Consider the following 17,057-nt stretch of genomic DNA (forward strand, 5'->3'; position numbering starts at 1 on the left):
TCTGATGGCAAGTCAACTTCAGGCGCGGAGCGTGTGAACACAGCCCGTCAGTTGCGCCGGCCGCGGGTGTTGAAGTTCCGTGGTGGTGCCGGGCGTGCCACGGAGGGCGGCGGTGCCGGCGGACGAACGCTCCCCGGAGGCGGGGCCATCGGACGCGCTGCCGGTACCGACGAAGGCGGTATGGCACGCCGGGAGGCCGGCCCCTGCCCAAAACCGCCAGAGGCCACTGGACGGTTGCCATCCCGCTGCTGAAACTGCCGCTGGGTCTGGCCTGGCTGGGTGAGCGGCTGGCGGAAGCTGGGGGCCACCTTGGCGGCATTGGGCGACGGCGTGGCTGCCGGAATGGCCGGCTGGGTCCGCCGTTGCACGGGGATATTCCGGGTGTAGTTGGTGACGGTCGTCCGATAGGTGGCCACCGGCACCGGCGCATACGGACGATAATAGGGCGGGAACGCGCCGAAGCCGTAGGGCGAAACGTAAAGGGCCGGCCGGGGCGCCAGCGCCCACGCCAGAAACAGCGCTGTGGCGATGGGAAGCACCGCCGAGTAATAGACATTCGGGCCATAGACGGCCGGATGCCCCTGCACCTGTACCGTCGCCTCCGGCTGCCCCGGCGTCTGCTCGATGACGAGATTGGCGACTTCCTGCTCCTGACCGCCCTTGAGCAGGGCGACAAAGGAAAAGTTCTTCGTGTTGCCGCCGCCGTACTCCTGGACGCGGATGTAATCCACCTGACCGTCTTCATCGAGGTCGAGGTTGTTGATGGAGACGGGCTGATTGAGCAGCCGTTCAAGGCTTTCGGCGTCTTTGGCCTGCTTGGTCAAACCAATCAGCGCCTGCAAGTCAAGCCCCTGCCCGGGCACATTGCTGGTTGCCGTCACTGTCGAGGGTTTGGCCGGCGGGGCCACAACCGGCTGCGGAGCCGGGCGGGAAGACGAACAGGCAAAGCAGCCACCGGTCAGCAGAACGGCAAGTCCCAAAGCCAGGCTGCGGGTCCAGAACCCAACGTGTGAAGCCATCCCAAACTCCTTTCCGGGTGCGGTCCGTGGTGAGGTTCACCGTTTTGCGGCAAACAGGATCAAACGTTGCGCGCCCGTTGCGCGCCGGACGGGCGGCACGTTGCCAGCCCGTTCAACGTCCAGCCGGCTGGTCTGGTTCCCTAACCCATCCGGGTTCATCCAGGCAGCGTGTGTGGGTCAGCAGTGGCCAGTCAAGATACAGGCACTACAAACTGGCGCGCACCGAAAGCCAGCCGTTTGCAGCGCCTGCCGGAACTGCGGGTCTGCGGGCCCGAGCAACTGCCCGGTGCGAGTCAGGTTGGCAAAGCCAAGCAGCTTGGCAAAGCCCTGGAAGAACGTCTTGTCGCGGATGGTCCCCCTTCCGCGCGGGAACGGTCTCGCCGGGTTCGGGCGGGGCTTTCGTTTGGCACTGGCGGCTGCCCCCTGCTATCCAAAAAGTGCAATGTCATTCAAAAAAATGAAGCATGGTCGAAAAAAATACGGATTGACACCCGTGAACACCGGACGTACGCCCCGTGCGATGTGCCGGTACACCGTCTGCTATGGTGTTATCTGGCAACTGGATCAGTGGTGACAAGTGACTGGCTGGCGGCGTTTGTCAGATTTCTGGCACAGATTTTGCTACCTGTAACCAAGACGGCTTCTCATAAGCTTGAGGGCGCGCCTCAGCGTCCTCTGCGATCTTTTCTGAGTAAGAGAGGTAATCCCCATGCACGTACAGAAAGCAAACTCTGTGCGGTCCACGCGGCACGGGTGGTACGCCGGTATCCGGTGCCTGCTGGTCGGTCTGGTCCTTGTGGGACTGACCAACGTGGCAGCCATCGCGCAAACCATCTACGGCAACATCTCCGGGCGGGTGACCGACCAGACGGGCGCGGCCATTGTCGGCGCGCGCATCGAGGTCAAGAACATGGACACCGGAGAAACCCGTGAAGTCGTCAGCGGCAGCGACGGCACCTACACGGTGCGCTCCCTGCCCGGCGGGCGGTATGCCGTCCGCATCTCGGCCGATTCCTTCGAGACCCTTGTCCGTGAGCAAATCAACGTCACGGCGGCGCGGGACGCCATCGTGGATGCCGAACTCAAGGCCGGCAGCAGCCAGGAAGTCATCACGGTGACAGGTGAGGCCACCCTCATCGAGACAACCCGCAGCCAAGTGAGCAAGGAAGTGGATGCGCGCCGGATTCTGCAACTGCCCGGACGCAACACGCTCAATGGGCTGGCGCTGCTGCAACCCGGTGTCGTCAACAACCAGAACGGGCGGCCCGGTTCCGGTTTTGCTGTCAATGGTGCCCGGACCCGCTCCAACAACTTCCTCATTGACGGCACGCAGAACAATGACCCGTCGCTTTCGATTCCGGTGCAGAATCTTCCCCCGGAAGCCCTGGCGGAGTTTCAAATCATCACCAACAACTTTTCGGCTGAGTTCGGGCGCAACGGCGGCGCCATCGTGCAGCAGATCACCCGTTCGGGAACCAACGAATTCAGCGGTATCGCGCACTACACCTGGGAAGGCAACGGGCTGAATGCCCTCACCACAGCCCAGCAGCGCACGTTCAGCGCGGCCCGCGCCCAGGGTTTTAGTGAACGGGATGCTCTGCGGCGGGCGCGCGCCGTCAACGTGACGAACATCTGGGGCGGCACATTCGGCGGGCCCATCAAGAAAGACAAGATTTTCTTCTTCACCAGCTTTGACCGGAATACGTTCCGCACCACAGCCGTGCCGATTACCGTGGCGCTGGCGCCGTCGGGCATTGCGGCCCTCCAGGCCTATGCCACAGCCAATCCGAGCGGTCCCAATGCCCTGGCGCCCGGCGCGCTGACCTTCCTGACCAACACGTTCCCTGTCGCCAACGACCCGACGCCACGTGGCACCATCACCGTCCGGCGGCCGTCAGACAACGCCATCGTGGCGACCATACCGGTGCAGCAGTTCAACCGGGCGCTGACCGGGAGCCTGCCTTATGGCAGAAATTTCTGGCGGATTCTCGTCAAAGGCGACGTCAACCTGACGAACAATGACCGCTTCTCGCTGCGCTATCTGCAGGACCGCAGCCGCGACCCCGGTGCGCCCACGGCCATTCCCGGCAACGAAATCGGCACGAACGTGGACAACTACAACGGGGCGGTGAACTACATCCGTACGTTCAGCCCACGGGTTGTCAACGAGTTCCGTTTCAGCTTTGTGGACCGGGCACTCAACTTTCCTGAGAACTTACCGCCAGCCATCACGATTGGCGGCTTCAACTCGGTTGGCAACGCCAACTTCCCGCAGTTCCGCAACAGCCGCGTCATCGAGTTCACCGACGCCCTGACCTGGACCTTCTCCAAGCACACGCTGAAGTTCGGCGGCAGCTACAACCGCATCAACCTCGATTCGTTCTTTGCCCCCAACTTCCGCGGGACGGTCTCCTATGGCTCGCTTTCGGACCTGCTCTTTGACCGGAATGCCAGCTTTTCACAGTATGCCGGCACGGGTCTCGTCCCGGCGCGCGTCAATGAAATGGGCGTCTTCATTCAGGATGATTACCGCATCCTGCCGTCGCTGACGCTCAATCTGGGCCTGCGTTACGAGTATGTCTCCGCGCCCTTCGGCTTCTTCTCGAACGCCGAGCCGGACATCAACAACTTTGCTCCGCGCGTCGGTTTTGCCTGGAACCCACGGGTGGAAGGCGATGGGTTCATCGCCACAATGCTGGGGAAAGACAAGACCGTGATCCGTGGTGGCTACGGCATCTCCTACGACCAGATTTTCCTCAACATTCTGCTCAACAACTCCCGCAACTTCCCACGCGGCGTCAACATCGCCATTGGCCCCATTACCGGGCAGCGGTTGTACGTTCCGGCCAACCGTCCGGCGCCGCCGACGCCCTCGCAATTCACGGGTGATCCCAACCTGCTGCCGGTGCGGCTGTATTCGCCCAACAAGCGCGTGGCACTGCCCTACCAGCAGTCGTTCAACTTTGGCTTTGAGCGGCAACTGTGGAATGACTACGTGTTCAGGATGTTCTACATCGGCTCACGTGGGTTGAAGCTGGTGCGGGAAGTTGAAACCAACCTTGGCTTCAACATCACCGCCATCAACAACAACCCGTCCTTCTATGCCAACATCCTGCCGCAGTTGCGGCCGGTGCTCAATGCGTCCGGACAAACCATTGCGTTTCGACGCGATCCGTCGCGCGGGTCCATCCTGATCGGGGACGGGCTGGCCAGCTCCTGGTACCACTCCCTGCAGCTCACACTGGGCAAGCGGTTCCGCAACGGCATCCAGTATGAACTCAACTACACGTGGAGTGCGTTCATCAACGACAGCGATGACATCCTGGGCGGTCAGACCAACTCTACACTGCCGGCTAACCCGCTCAACTTCCGTCAGGATCGCGCGCGCTCCGGTCTCGACCAGCCCCACCGGTTCGTGGCGAACTACACGTTCGAGCTTCCCCGGATCAACATCTCCAATCCGTTCTTCGACCGTCTCATCAATGGCTGGGCGATGTCCGGTATCTCGACCTTCTCTTCGGGCACGCCGTTCAGCGTCCTGAACGCCTTCAATGCCCTGGGCATTCTGCCGGGTCAGATTTCGACGGTGGAACTGTCGCAGCGCGTCAGCATCAATCCGGCCGGACAGCCCGGCACGGCCACTGGCTTCCCCGGTGTCACCAATCCGTTCTACGTGGCCAACCCGGTCAACTCCGGCATCAACGGCAACTCCGGCCGCAACATTCTCCGCACCGGCGGTGTGGCGAGCACCGACTTTGCTTTCGTCAAACGGTTCCGCACCTTTGGCGAACGGCAGGCCCTCGAAGTGCGCTGGGAAGTCTTCAACGTCTTCAACCGGCGGAACTTCACGGTCATTCCGTCCAACACGGTGAACAATGCCACCAATCCGGCGCTGTTCCTCAACCTTGGGCAGACCAACGTTGGCGGCCGGAGCATGATCTTCACCGCGCGGTACATCTTCTGAACAAAAGCAAAAACCTGTCACCTCTTGCCCGTCAGCGCCCGCGCCGACGGGCTTTTTTCTCTGGGGCCGGGTTTTCCAGCTTGGGGGGGCAGCCCCTCGCCCGCGTTCCCCGGAGCGTCAAAAACGCAAATTATTGAACCTTCGTCCGAAAATCTGGACATACGGCACTCACAGCCGAGGGCGGTGGACGACGCCTCTCCGGCGGTGACTGTCCTGAAAAAGCCGCAATTCTTTGGGAAACCACGGCACGCCACATCCGCCAGCGCCCTTCCCGACTCTCTGGCCAACTCTCTGGCATCGAATTTGCCTGTCAATCCAGCACTGGAAAAAATCTGGATACCGTCTGCCGTCACACTCTCCGGCAGTCATCTTTGGAAAGGATGTTCCTATGCGCATACCTTGGGGAATTCGCCCACGGTTTGGGGCGATGTGTTGGATAACAGGCCTGGTAGTCCTGCTGGGCTGGCTGGGCGCGGCACCGCCGGCCTTTGGACAGACCACCAACGGCCGCTTCGTCATCACGGTCAGAGACCCCAGCGGGGCCGTCGTGGCCGGAGCCAGCGTCTCGGTCACGAATGAAGGCACCAAACAAACCATCACCGGCACCACCACCGACAGCGGCACCTTCACGACACCGCTGCTCCCGGTTGGGACCTATAGTGTCACCGTCGAAGCCGACGGGTTTACCAAGAGTGTCATCGAAAATCTCAGCCTCAACGTCGGGCAGGAGTACGGCGTAACTGCCACACTCCAGGTGGGCGGCGCCAGCGATGTCATCACGGTTTCAGGCGGGGAGGCCCTGCTCCAGACCACGAACGCCGAAGTGCGGAACACGGTCAACGCCCGGCAAACCCAGGAACTCCCGCTCCTTACGCGCAGCCCCCTGACGCTGGTACAGCTTCAGGCCGGTGTCAACGGGCGGCTGGCCAACACGAACACCGTCATCAACGGGCAACGCGCCTCGACGACCGTCGTCACCCAGGACGGCATCAACATCCAGGACAACTTCATCCGGGCCAATGCCATTGACTTTTCCCCCAACAACCCGACGGTTGCCGGCGTCGGTGAGGCCACCATCATCACCTCCAACGCTACGGCCGACGTAGCCGGGTCGTCAGCCGTGCGCTTCGTGACGCCGGCCGGAACGGAAGAATTCCACGGCGAAGTGTTCTGGTTCCACCGCAACAAGGTGCTCAACGCCAACAGCTTTTTCAACAACGCGGCTGGCATTCCACGGCCCAACTTCATCCGCAACCAGTTCGGCTTCCAACTGGGCGGCCCGGTTGGCATTCCCGGCGGGCCGCGCATCAAGAACCTGTTCTTCTTTGCCACCTTCGAGGGCATCCGGCAGCGGTCCCAGTCCGGGCTGACGACTACGGTGCTGACGCCCGACGCCCGGCGGGGTGTGTTCACCTACATTGACAATGCCGGCGTCCGCCGCACGATTGACCTGCTGGCGCTGCGTGGCATCTCCATTGACCCGACGATTGCTTCCTTCATTGCGCGGGTGCCAAATCAGTCGAACCTCACCACGGTGGGCGACGGCCTGAACACAACCGGTCTTCAAATCGTCCGTTCAACACCGTTTGACCGGGACACCTCCGCCTACCGCGTGGACTACAACCCCAGCCCCCGGCACCACCTGGAGTTCATCTACCGCCGGGCCGGTGAAACCATTGGGCGCACCGACATTGACACCACGTTCAACAACCCGGTCATTGTCAACAACGTCGGGCCGACCAACTTCGGCGCTGCCGCCTGGGTGTGGAGCATCTCACCCCGGTTCAACAATGAAATCCGGTTTGGCGCCAACTTCACCGCGCCGTTTTTCAACGTGAACCGGTCGCAGAACCCGCCCTTTTTCCTCAGCGGGCTGCCCTTCACCAATCCTGACGTGACCTTTCTGCCGCAGGGACGTGACACCCAGATTGTCACCATCATTGACAACGCCTCGCTTCAGCTTGGCGCCCACAGCCTCCGCTTCGGGGTGCAGTTCGACTGGCTGAAAGTGCGCCCCTACAACGAAGCTGGCACTGTCCCGACCCTCGGCCTGAGCCAGCAGGTGCTGGGTGTGGGTGGCAACCCGGCGGCGCTGACCGCCACTCTGTTCCCGGGCGGTATCAATGTGACCCAACTCCAGACGGCCAATACTTTCTTGGCACTTTACAGCGGGGCGATTGGGTCGCTGTCGCGCACCTTCAACGTCAATGCGGCGCGTCCGACAGCCGGCTTTGACCCAACCGCAGCCCAAACCCGTGACCTGCGCCTCAACCAGTTGGGCACGTACATCACTGACCAGTGGCGGATTCATCCCCGGGTTACGGTCAACCTTGGCGTGCGTTACGACTACATTACGCCGCTATCGGAAGCCAATGCCTTCGCGCTCCTGCCGGTCAATCCGGCCGGCGCGACCACGGCCCAGACGCTGCTCAATCCAAACGGCATCGTCAACTTTGCCGGCCGGTTCTGGCGTCCTGACCGCAACAACTTTGCCCCGAACGTCAGCGTGGCGTGGGACATCAAAGGACTGGGCCAGCCAACCGTGCTGCGTGGCGGCTACTCGCTGGCCTATGTCAACGATGAAGCTATCCGCGCAGCGGATAACTCCATCCTGACCAATCCCGGCCTCAGCACATCGCTGGCCCCCACCCTGGCGCAAATCCAGGCTGCCGGGCCGCGGCTCAGCAATGCCACGAACCTGATCAACACCCTGCTGGCACCGCCGCCCTTCAATGTCCCCTACAGCTACGCCAGCCAGTTTGCCATTACCACCAACACGGCCTTCGGCAGCCCTGACCGGAACCTGCAGACGCCGTTTTACCAGCAGTGGAACGTCTCGCTTGAGCGCGAGATTTTCCGCGACGCGGTCCTGACCGTGCGGTACGTGGGCAACCGGAGCACCAACCTCATCCGAGCGATAGACTTGAACCAGTTGGATGTCATCAACAACGGCTTTGCTGCCGATGTGGCCCGGGCGCGGCAAAACGGCTTCCTGGCGCTCGCTGCAACCGGCGTGTTCAACCCCGCCTTCAACCCGGCCATTCCCGGCAGCCAGCCCTTGACCGTGTTCCCCAACCTGGCCGGTGGGGGGCTGCTGACCAATGCAACGGTTCGCAACCTCATCCAGACCGGGGAAGCGGGTAGTCTGGCCGGTATCTACATCACGAACCGCCTGACGGGCAGCGTGGTCTTCCAGCCCAATCCCAACGCCCTCGCCACGAATATCCTTGGCAACTCCGGCTTTTCCAACTACCACGGGTTGCAGGTGGAATTCCGGCGGCGGTTTTCGAGAAGCATTGCGGGTGATTTCCTCGTTCAGGCCAACTACACCTACAGCAAAACCCTGACCAACACCGCCGGCACGGGGCAGACCCGCTTCGAGGCGCTCCTCGACAACAACCAGCCCTCGCTTGAAAACTCGCGGGCCCCCTTTGACATCCCGCACATTTTCAAGGCCAACGGCATCTATGAGTTGCCGTTCGGACAGGGCAAGACGCTCGACCCCGGCAACGGCTTCCTGCGGCGGCTGGTGGGCGGCTTCCAGGTTGGGTTCTTTCTCGAAATCGGGAGCGGACCACCCTTCGGTATTTACTCCCGCCGGGGCACCATCAACCGGGTGACGGGCGGAACGCGCGGTGATCTCAACACCGTGGACACGACGCTGACACGGGGACAACTTCAGCGCCTCGTGGGGATTTTCCGTACCCCACGGGGGCTGTTCTTCATCAACCCGAATGTCATCAACTTCGACGGCCGTGCCGTACAGCCCGACGGACAGGCCCCCTTCAACGGACAGGTGTTTTTCAACCCGGCGCCCGGACGGGCCGGTTCGTTGCAGCGGTTCATCCTCAACGGACCCCGGCGCTACAACCTCGACATGAACATCGTCAAACGCACGCCCATCAACGAGCGGGTCAACACCGAGTTGCGGTTCGAGTTTTTCAACACGTTCAACTCGCCCATCTTCAATGTCGGCGACCAGAATGTGAACGCCACCAACTTCGGGCGTGTCACCTCGACCTTCAACGGCCCACGCAACATCCAGGTGGCGTTCAAGATCATCTTCTGATCTACCCGCCAGCCGGGAACCTGCCCGCCGGCCACGCTGTGGCCGGCGGTTTTTTGTCTGCTTTTATGTCGGGGCTGGCTGCTGCCTTCAGGACAGGGCTGCTTCTGCGAAGACAGGAAAAACCTTCAGGAAGCCGCCTGAAAGCTGGCGACGGCCGCCTCTTCGGTGTCGTAGGTTTCGAGAATGGAAGACAGCTTGGTGATGTTGAGAATATCCACAAGTCGCCGGCTGGGGCTGGCCAGCTTGAGCCTTCCACCGGCGCGCTTGATGGAGGTCATTGCCCGGACGATTTCGCCCAGACCGCTGCTGTCCACATAGGGTACGCCCGCCAGGTTGAACACGACACCACGCGACCCCTGCGCCAGCAGACGGGAGACATGTTCCCGCAACAACGTGTCCCCATTGCCCAAAAGAATGCTTCCCTGGAGTTCCAGAATGGCAATCCCGTCTTTTGTCCGCTCAGTTATCGTCATCGTGTGTCAGAAGTCGTCTTGGATGTTCACTTCCAAAGGCTTGTTCACTTTGGAAAGGCATCCAAAACTCTAACGAGTCGGTAACAGATTTTCAAACCCGGCCTCAATCTCCACCTCCGGGAACAACGTCTGCCAATCCGTCTGCCAGGAGTCAACCTGGGCTAAGGGCTGGCCATATCGCGCCAGCAGGAGATATTCCTGGTTGCCTTCCGCGCCAAGCACCGGCGAAGCCAGCATCCGTTCCGGCGCAAAGCCGGCCTGCCGGGCAGCCGTCAGAACGCCGGCCATGGCTGTCGCGTGCAGGCGTCGGTCACGGACGATCCCGCCCTTGCCGACCTGCTCACGCCCCACCTCGAACTGTGGCTTGACGAGTGCCACCAGCGCCGCTTCGGGCGCGGCAAGTGGACCCAGCGCCGGCAGGATCAGGCGCAGGGAAATGAAGGACACATCCGCAACGATAACGGCAAACCGTTCAGGAAAGTCAGCCGGCGTCAGGTAGCGCGCATTGACGCCCTCGCGCACAACCACGCGGGAGTCAGACCGCAGCTTCCAGTCCAACTGGTTGTGGCCGACATCGAGGGCATAGACCTGCCGCGCCCCGTGTTGCAGCAGGCAATCGGTAAAGCCGCCGGTGGAAGCACCAATGTCGAGACACAGCGCATCGCGCACATCCAGCGCAAACCCGCGCAGAGCCGCTTCCAGCTTCAGCCCGCCGCGCCCGACGTACCGCAGCGGTTCCCCACGCAGCCGTACCCTGGCATCCGGTGCAATGAGCAACCCCGGTTTTTCTGCCGGACGGTCGTTGACCAGAACCTGCCCGGCCAGAATCAGCGCCTGCGCCTTCTGCCGGGAATCCGCCAGACCGGTTTCCACAAGGTAGTGATCCAACCGGCGTTTCATCCTCTCTCACCTGACTGTCTCCGGCTATGCCGGAAAAGCTACGCACCGGACAAAACCTGACGCAGGAAGCGCCCCGTATGCGAAGCCGGCACGGCGGCAATGTCCTCCGGTGTACCCGTGGCAACCACTTCCCCGCCGCCCTCGCCACCTTCGGGTCCCAAGTCAATGATCCAGTCGGCCGTTTTGATGACTTCCAGATTATGCTCGATGACCACAAGCGACGCGCCGCTGGCCAGCAGTCGTTCAAAGACCTGAAGCAGGACGGCCACATCGGCCACGTGCAGGCCCGTCGTTGGCTCATCGAAGACAAACAGGGTGCCCTGACCGGCCCCTTCACTGAGGTGCGCCGCCAGCTTGAGCCGCTGGGCTTCGCCGCCCGAAAGGGTTGTCGCCGGCTGCCCCAACCGCAGGTAGCCCAAACCCACTTCCGCAAGCCACCGCAGCCGGTCGGTCACTTTCCGCAGTCCGGCAAAGTGGGTGAGTGCCTCTGAAACAGTCAGGTGCAGCACGTCGTCAATGTTTTTTCCACGAAAGCGGATGTCCAGTATTTCCGGCTTGAAACGCTTCCCTCCACAGGTTTCGCAGGGCAGTTCGACATCGGCCAGAAACTGCATCTCCACTGTCACTGTGCCGGCGCCCTGGCAGGCTTCACAGCGCCCGCCGGCAATGTTGAACGAAAAATGTCCGGGGCCGAATCCGGCCTGCTGCGCTTCACGGGTCTGGGCAAAGGCTTCCCGAATGGCATCGTAGGCCTTGATGTACGTCGCCGGATTCGACCGCGACGAGCGCCCAATCGGCGACTGGTCAACGACAATCGTCTGGGTGATGTGTTCCTGCCCTTCAACAGACGTGCACACAGACGCGGCGGCTTCCGGCGACGCCAAAGCCGGACACAGCACCTCGTGGACGAGCGTGGATTTCCCTGACCCCGAAACGCCGGTCACACAGGTCAGCACGCCCAGCGGAATGGTCACGCCGATGTGCTTGAGATTGTGAACGGCTGCCCCCTGCAGATGAATGGCCTGCCGCCATGGACGACGTGTTTTCGGCACAGGAATGCGCCGGTCGCCGCGCAGATAGGCTGCCGTCAGGGAACGTTCATCGCGCAGCAATGCCTCCTGCGGCCCCTGAAACACCACCTCGCCGCCGCGTTCTCCGGCGCCGGGGCCGATGTCCACGACATAATCCGCCGCGCGGATAGTGGCTTCATCGTGCTCGACAACCACAACCGTGTTGCCGCCATCGCGCAGCCGTTCCAGCGCCCCGATGAGCCGGGCGGTGTCCCGTGGATGCAAGCCGATGCTGGGTTCGTCCAGCACGTAGAGCGCGCCGGTCATGGCCGCGCCCAGATGCGTGGCCAACTGCATGCGCTGCGCCTCGCCCCCCGACAGGGTCGAAGCCATCCGGTCGAGCGTCAGGTAGTCCAGCCCGACTTCACACAGAAAACGCAGGCGGCTGGTGATTTCTTCGAGCAGGCGGCGGGCAATGACGCGGGCTTCCGGGCCAAGCTGCTCTGGCAGCGCGGAAAACCAGTCCAGAGCAGCACGGATGGAGAGACCCACCACCGCCGGCAAATTCCGTCCGCCAACCTGCACCGCACCTGCTTCGCGGCGCAGCCGTCCGCCGTGACAGTCCGGGCAGACGGTGTATCCCCGGTACTTGGCCAGCAAAACCCGGACGTAGAGCTTGTATTTTTTGGTTTCAAGCCAGGCGAAAACACCATTCACTCCCGGCCAGTCGCCCTGTGGTTCACCCTCGATGACCAGCCGCTGCTGTTCAGCCGTCAGGCGCCGGAAGGGTGTTTGCCACGGGATGCCCTGCCGCCGGCACATGGCGCGCAGTTCGCGTTTGGCCCAGTCGAGCTGTGGCTTTTCAAAGGGATCAATCGCGCCTTCAGCCAGCGACCGCCCCGGATCGGGAATGACCTTCGCCATATCCACGCCAATCGTGCTGCCGAAGCCCTGGCAGGTCGGGCAGGCTCCGTAGGGGCTGTTGAAGCTGAACAGACTGGGTTCGGGCGCCGGATAGTCCAACCGGCACGCCTTGCAGGCAAAACGTTCGCCAAAGCGGAGCGTTGCCGGTTGCGGCATCACCACGTGGACGGCCATTTCGCCGTTGCCTTCCCGGAAAGCCATTTCGACCGATTCCGTCAGCCGTGAAACGTCAGCGGCGCGCACAACCAGCCGATCTGCAATGACTTCCACGCCGTCGAGCGTCGGATGGGGAAAGTCATCCGGCGTGTTGAGTTCCAGCGGCTGCCCGCCGACGAGCAGCCGCCGGAAGCCACGTTGCAGGCAGCGCATCAGGCGGGCAACAGTCTGTTCGCGGGCGACCGCTCCAGAGCCACGGGCCGGACTCTTCCGGCCTTTGGCTCCGGGCTTTGCCCCGGACGTTGCGGCCGTCCCGGCCGGGGGCGTTGTCAGCAGGGGAAAGGTCACATACAACCGGGCGCCTTCCGGCAGTTCCCGCATGACATCCCCGACGACGGACTGGGGTGTGTCCCGCCGTACCCGTGCGCCGCACTGGTGGCAAAACACCTCGCCAATCCGGGCGTAGAGCAGTCGCAGGTAGTCGTAAATCTCCGTCTGGGTGGCGACGGTCGAGCGCGGCTGGCGGGTCTGGTTCCGCTGCTGGACGGCAATCGCCGGACAGATGCCCGTAATTTCATCCACATCGGGCTTGGGCAGGCGTTCGAGAAACTGGCGGGCATAGGCCGAAAGCGACTCGACATAGCGCCGGTAGCCTTCGGCATACAGCGTATCGAACGCCAGCGACGACTTCCCCGAACCGCTCACGCCGGTGATGACGGTGAGCTTTTCGTAGGGAATCGCAACGGTGATGTTCCTGAGATTGTGAACCCGCGCGCCGCGAATGACGATTGGCTCAGCAGCCGCAGTCGGGGACACCGCACAGGCAGCAGCAGGTGAAGTGGCAGCGTCTGGCATCGGAACGCAGGGTCAGGCTTTGACTTTCTCAAGGAAGTGCTTGCGGAACTTGGCCACCTTGGGGGCAACGACCGCCACGCAATACGGCTGGTATGGATGGCGGGCAAAGTAGTTCTGGTGATAATCCTCAGCCGGGTAAAAGTTCCGCAGCGGCTCGATTTCGGTCACAATCGGCGCGTCGAAAATCCGTTTGTCCGTCAACTCCGCCACTACCTGGCGCGCCGTCTCATGTTGCGCGGGCGTAAGGTAATAGATGCCTGAACGGTACTGGGTGCCCACATCCGCACCCTGCCGGTTCAACGTTGTCGGGTCGTGGATGACGAAAAAGACATCCAGCAGGTCGCGGTACGACACCTCGTTCGGATCGAAGGTGATTTCAACGGCTTCGGCATAGCCTGTCGTCCCGGAACAGACCTGCTGGTAGGTGGGGTTGGGCGTGTGTCCGTTGGCATAGCCGGAAACGACCTTTTCCACACCGCGCATGCCGAGATACACGGCTTCCAGACACCAAAAGCAGCCGCCGGCAAGCACGGCGACTTCACGGGATGCAGTCATGCGGATAGCTCCTCTGCCTTGACATCGCCCGGCGTACGGACTTCGGCCGGTTCAAGGTGAATTGTGATGTGGGCCAGACCGTACATCTGCCGAATCTGGGTTTCCAAAAGGTCACTGGTGGCGTGGGCGCGGCGCAAGTCGTCATGCCGGAAAACCAGGGTGAGTTCCGCAAAGCCATAGGCGCCGCGTCCGCGGGACCGGACGTGGCGGACCTCCACGACATCCGGGTGCTGGCGTGCCAGCGCGATGAGCCGCTCATCCTCCACAGCCGCCGTATCCATCAGTTCGTTGATGGCCGTCACCAGCACGTGATACGCGCCCCAGCCCACGGCAGCGACAACGGCCAGCGACACCACGGGGTCGAGCCACGTCCACCCAAACCACATGCCGACCAACCCCACCAGCACGCCCACGGTGACATACACATCGCTCAGCGTGTGCTGGGCATCGGCCAGCAGAAAAGGACTGCCGAGTTGCTGCCCGGCGCGCCGTTCGTACCAGACGACCAGCAGGTTGACGGCCAGCGTACCGAGCATGACGGCAAAGGTCAGCGGCGTCAGCGCCAGCGATACGGTCGCCCCGGCCCAGAGCCGCAGCACGGCTTCGCGTCCGATTTCGTAGGCCACCACACCCATCACGGCCGACACGACGAAAGCGCCGATGGGTTCGAGCTTGGCGTGGCCGTAAGGGTGTTCGCGGTCCGGCGGTTTGGCAGCCGCCCGGATGAGCCAGATGCCGACGAGATTGTTGGCCGCGTCAGTCAGCGAGTGAACGGCATCGCTCAGCACGGCCAGCGAGCCGGCCCACCATCCAGCCAGCGCCTTGGCCACGACGACGGCCAGATTGGCCACGAGCAATCGCCGGAGTACACGCCGGACGGTAGCCGAAGTGGTGGGCGCTGGAGCATCCGTGGCGGACATAACCAGCCCATGAAATCACGTCCCGGCCGGCGCCGTCCATGTTCCGGCAGCCCCCGGCGCGGTTGTGGTTGCGTGTGCTGTTTCCAGGCCGGATTCAGGCGGTACGTTCGGCCGGCGTCCACGCTCTGGCGGCAGCCGGACGCACCGGAAACATCACGACCCGCGTCATGTCGGGAACCAGCGCCGTCTTTGGCGGGCCAAACCGGGCCAGAACCAAATCCGCCAGCGCCCAGAGCCGGGGCTGCGTGTTCGGCGTCCCGGAGACTTTCCAGACCACGATCCGCCGCGCCGTATCAAAGGCGGTCAGCACGGTTGGCATCCCTTCACGTCCACCGGTGAGCGTGTAGCGCACGCCTTCATCATCGGCGACGAAGCGCATCACCGGCGCAGCCGCCACCGCCTGCCAACACAACACACCCTGCCGGGTGTGCGCTTCGAGTCGGGCGATGCCTTCAGCTACCTGCCGCGAAAGGGACGTGTGCTCATCAACCATGCTTTGCTCCACCAGAACAACCGTAGTCTGTCCAACCAAAAGTGGCTTATAGTAGGGCTACGTCATGATTCCTTCTGCGAGAAAGCATCCACAATGCCAACTTCCGTCATTCTTTCCGCCGTTCGTCTCCCGATTGGGAAGTTTCAGGGTTCGCTCAAATCCTTCACGGCTCCGATGCTTGGCGCGCACGCTGTGCGGGCCGCCGTCGAACGCGCCGGGATTGATGCCGTCCAGGTGGACGAAGTCATCATGGGCTGCGTCCTCCAGGCCGGACTCGGCCAGAATCCGGCGCGGCAGGCCGCCCTGCGTGCCGGACTTCCGCCCGCTGTGGCGGCGCTCACGGTCAATCAGGTGTGTGGTTCAGGACTCCGCGCGGTCATGCTGGCCGCGCAGGCCATTCAGGCCGGAGATGCCGAGTATGTCGTGGCCGGCGGGATGGAATCCATGACCAATGCGCCTTACGTCCTGCCCAAGGCACGTGAGGGCTACCGGATGGGCCACGGCGAACTGCTCGATGTCATGATTCACGACGGCCTGTGGTGCGCCTTTGAAAACTGGCACATGGGCTGCACGGCGGAAGTCGTCGCCGAACGCTACGGCATTTCACGGGAAGCGCAGGACGCTTTTGCCGCTGGCTCCCAGGCCAAAGCCATTGCCGCCCAGCAGGCCGGAGCCTTTCGGGCCGAAATCGAGCCGGTGACGATTCCGCAGCGCAAAGGCGACCCGGTTGTTTTTGCCGAAGATGAGGGACCGCGCACCGATACGACAGCCGCCGCCCTGGCCAAGCTCAAGCCGGTCTTTCAGCCGGACGGGACGGTGACGGCCGGCAATGCCTCCACCATCAATGATGGCGCGGCGGCTGTGGTTGTCACTTCGGAAGCCCAGGCCGCACGTCTGGGACGCCAACCCATGGCGCGCCTCGTGGCCCAGGCAATGAGCGGCATCGAACCGAAGCTCATCATGATGGCTCCGGTGGAAGCCACCCGGCGCGTCCTGGCCAAGGCCGGCTGGAAGGTCGAAGATGTGGATTTGTTCGAGTTCAACGAAGCCTTTGCTGCGCAGGCCATTGCTGTCACGCAGGAAGTCGGCGCTGATCCGGCGCGGGTCAACGTCAACGGCGGGGCCATTGCGCTGGGGCATCCCATCGGCGCCAGTGGAGCGCGTGTCCTGGTGACGCTTCTGCATGCGCTTCAGGCCCGCCAGGCCAAACGTGGCGTCGCGGCCTTGTGTCTGGGCGGCGGCAATGCTGTTGCTCTGGCCGTCGAGCGCGACTGAACACCAAAACCGGACAGAGGAAATACGTCACATGCGAGTCAGGCTTTTTGACATTGCCCATGCCCGTTCGGGCGACAAGGGCGACACGTCCAACATCGGTCTCATTGCCCGCCGCCCGGAGTTTTATCCGCTGCTGTGTGAGCAGGTCACAGCCGAGCGCGTCAAAGCACATTTTGCCGAGCTGTGTCACGGCCCGGTCGAGCGGTATGAACTGCCCAACCTCGAAGCCCTTAACTTTCTGCTTCACAAGGCGTTGGGTGGCGGCGGCACGGTCTCGCTGCGCAGCGATGCCCAGGGGAAAACGTACAGCACGGCTCTGCTGCGTATGGAAGTTGAGCTTCCCGAACACCTGGCGCACCTGGTCAACCCGGCGTAAGACAGGCATTCCGCGGCCGGGCTGGCAACCGGGCCGCGACTTTCTTTTTTGCCCAATGTGTTTTCTCA

At 62.7% G+C, this 17,057-nt stretch carries 11 protein-coding genes; 4 read left to right on the top strand and 7 right to left on the bottom strand.

Features of this window, described 5'->3' with window-relative positions:
* Nucleotides 1-47 precede the first annotated feature (47 nt).
* Nucleotides 48-1,019, bottom strand: a complete 972-nt coding sequence (locus tag CABTHER_RS09055; RefSeq protein ID WP_014100329.1) for a hypothetical protein — start codon at nucleotides 1,017-1,019, stop codon at nucleotides 48-50.
* A 733-nt stretch (nucleotides 1,020-1,752) separates the two neighbouring features.
* Between CABTHER_RS09055 and CABTHER_RS09060 the strand changes: the two genes are divergently transcribed.
* Together CABTHER_RS09060 and CABTHER_RS09065 are read left to right on the top strand one after the other, a co-directional pair.
* Nucleotides 1,753-4,983 (top strand): TonB-dependent receptor, encoded by a 3,231-nt coding sequence (locus CABTHER_RS09060; protein WP_187288362.1) that lies wholly within the window; start codon nucleotides 1,753-1,755, stop codon nucleotides 4,981-4,983.
* 388 nt (nucleotides 4,984-5,371) lie between these two features.
* Nucleotides 5,372-9,052, top strand: coding sequence for a TonB-dependent receptor (locus tag CABTHER_RS09065; RefSeq protein ID WP_041569180.1), 3,681 nt, complete (start codon nucleotides 5,372-5,374; stop codon nucleotides 9,050-9,052).
* A 125-nt stretch (nucleotides 9,053-9,177) separates the two neighbouring features.
* On the opposite strand, the gene CABTHER_RS09070 is transcribed toward CABTHER_RS09065, so the two are convergent.
* The 6 genes from CABTHER_RS09070 to CABTHER_RS09095 all read right to left on the bottom strand — a co-directional run bounded on the left by CABTHER_RS09070 (nucleotide 9,178) and on the right by CABTHER_RS09095 (nucleotide 15,338).
* Nucleotides 9,178-9,525: an STAS domain-containing protein gene (locus tag CABTHER_RS09070; RefSeq protein ID WP_014100333.1), complete on the bottom strand. Its 348-nt coding sequence runs from the start codon at nucleotides 9,523-9,525 to the stop codon at nucleotides 9,178-9,180.
* Between the two features lie 69 nt (nucleotides 9,526-9,594).
* A complete protein-coding gene (locus CABTHER_RS09075; protein WP_014100334.1) occupies nucleotides 9,595-10,425 on the bottom strand; it encodes a TlyA family RNA methyltransferase in 831 nt (276 codons plus the stop codon).
* A gap of 38 nt (nucleotides 10,426-10,463) precedes the next feature.
* A complete protein-coding gene (gene uvrA, locus CABTHER_RS09080) occupies nucleotides 10,464-13,370 on the bottom strand; it encodes an excinuclease ABC subunit UvrA (RefSeq protein ID WP_014100335.1) in 2,907 nt (968 codons plus the stop codon).
* Between the two features lie 12 nt (nucleotides 13,371-13,382).
* Nucleotides 13,383-13,925, bottom strand: coding sequence for a peptide-methionine (S)-S-oxide reductase MsrA (gene msrA, locus CABTHER_RS09085; RefSeq protein ID WP_014100336.1), 543 nt, complete (start codon nucleotides 13,923-13,925; stop codon nucleotides 13,383-13,385).
* A complete protein-coding gene (locus tag CABTHER_RS09090) occupies nucleotides 13,922-14,845 on the bottom strand; it encodes a cation diffusion facilitator family transporter (RefSeq protein ID WP_049787491.1) in 924 nt (307 codons plus the stop codon). Before CABTHER_RS09090 ends, msrA begins: the two co-directional genes overlap by 4 nt.
* Before the next feature lie 94 nt (nucleotides 14,846-14,939).
* The gene (locus CABTHER_RS09095) at nucleotides 14,940-15,338 is read right to left on the bottom strand and encodes a hypothetical protein (protein WP_014100338.1); all 399 of its coding nucleotides are present in this window, start codon (nucleotides 15,336-15,338) and stop codon (nucleotides 14,940-14,942) included.
* Between the two features lie 93 nt (nucleotides 15,339-15,431).
* Between CABTHER_RS09095 and CABTHER_RS09100 the strand changes: the two genes are divergently transcribed.
* Together CABTHER_RS09100 and CABTHER_RS09105 are read left to right on the top strand one after the other, a co-directional pair.
* Nucleotides 15,432-16,613, top strand: coding sequence for an acetyl-CoA C-acetyltransferase (locus CABTHER_RS09100; RefSeq protein ID WP_014100339.1), 1,182 nt, complete (start codon nucleotides 15,432-15,434; stop codon nucleotides 16,611-16,613).
* Nucleotides 16,614-16,644: 31 nt separating this feature from the next.
* Nucleotides 16,645-16,989 carry an AtuA-related protein gene (locus CABTHER_RS09105; RefSeq protein ID WP_014100340.1) on the top strand — a complete coding sequence of 115 codons (345 nt, stop codon included), beginning with the start codon at nucleotides 16,645-16,647 and terminating at the stop codon, nucleotides 16,987-16,989.
* Nucleotides 16,990-17,057 lie beyond the last annotated feature (68 nt).

The organism is Chloracidobacterium thermophilum B (assembly GCF_000226295.1).
GTDB classification, from domain to species: Bacteria; Acidobacteriota; Blastocatellia; order Chloracidobacteriales; family Chloracidobacteriaceae; genus Chloracidobacterium; species Chloracidobacterium thermophilum.

What these genes read in the sequence shown, in the direction of transcription:
- CABTHER_RS09065 (WP_041569180.1), top strand. Translation starts at nt 5,372, where the DNA reads ATGCGCATACCTTGGGGAATTCGCCCACGGTTTGGGGCGATGTGTTGG.
- msrA (WP_014100336.1), bottom strand. Translation starts at nt 13,925, where the DNA reads ATGACTGCATCCCGTGAAGTCGCCGTGCTTGCCGGCGGCTGCTTTTGG.
- CABTHER_RS09070 (WP_014100333.1), bottom strand. Translation starts at nt 9,525, where the DNA reads ATGACGATAACTGAGCGGACAAAAGACGGGATTGCCATTCTGGAACTC.
- CABTHER_RS09090 (WP_049787491.1), bottom strand. Translation starts at nt 14,845, where the DNA reads ATGTCCGCCACGGATGCTCCAGCGCCCACCACTTCGGCTACCGTCCGG.
- uvrA (WP_014100335.1), bottom strand. Translation starts at nt 13,370, where the DNA reads ATGCCAGACGCTGCCACTTCACCTGCTGCTGCCTGTGCGGTGTCCCCG.
- CABTHER_RS09075 (WP_014100334.1), bottom strand. Translation starts at nt 10,425, where the DNA reads ATGAAACGCCGGTTGGATCACTACCTTGTGGAAACCGGTCTGGCGGAT.
- CABTHER_RS09100 (WP_014100339.1), top strand. Translation starts at nt 15,432, where the DNA reads ATGCCAACTTCCGTCATTCTTTCCGCCGTTCGTCTCCCGATTGGGAAG.
- CABTHER_RS09055 (WP_014100329.1), bottom strand. Translation starts at nt 1,019, where the DNA reads ATGGCTTCACACGTTGGGTTCTGGACCCGCAGCCTGGCTTTGGGACTT.
- CABTHER_RS09105 (WP_014100340.1), top strand. Translation starts at nt 16,645, where the DNA reads ATGCGAGTCAGGCTTTTTGACATTGCCCATGCCCGTTCGGGCGACAAG.
- CABTHER_RS09095 (WP_014100338.1), bottom strand. Translation starts at nt 15,338, where the DNA reads ATGGTTGATGAGCACACGTCCCTTTCGCGGCAGGTAGCTGAAGGCATC.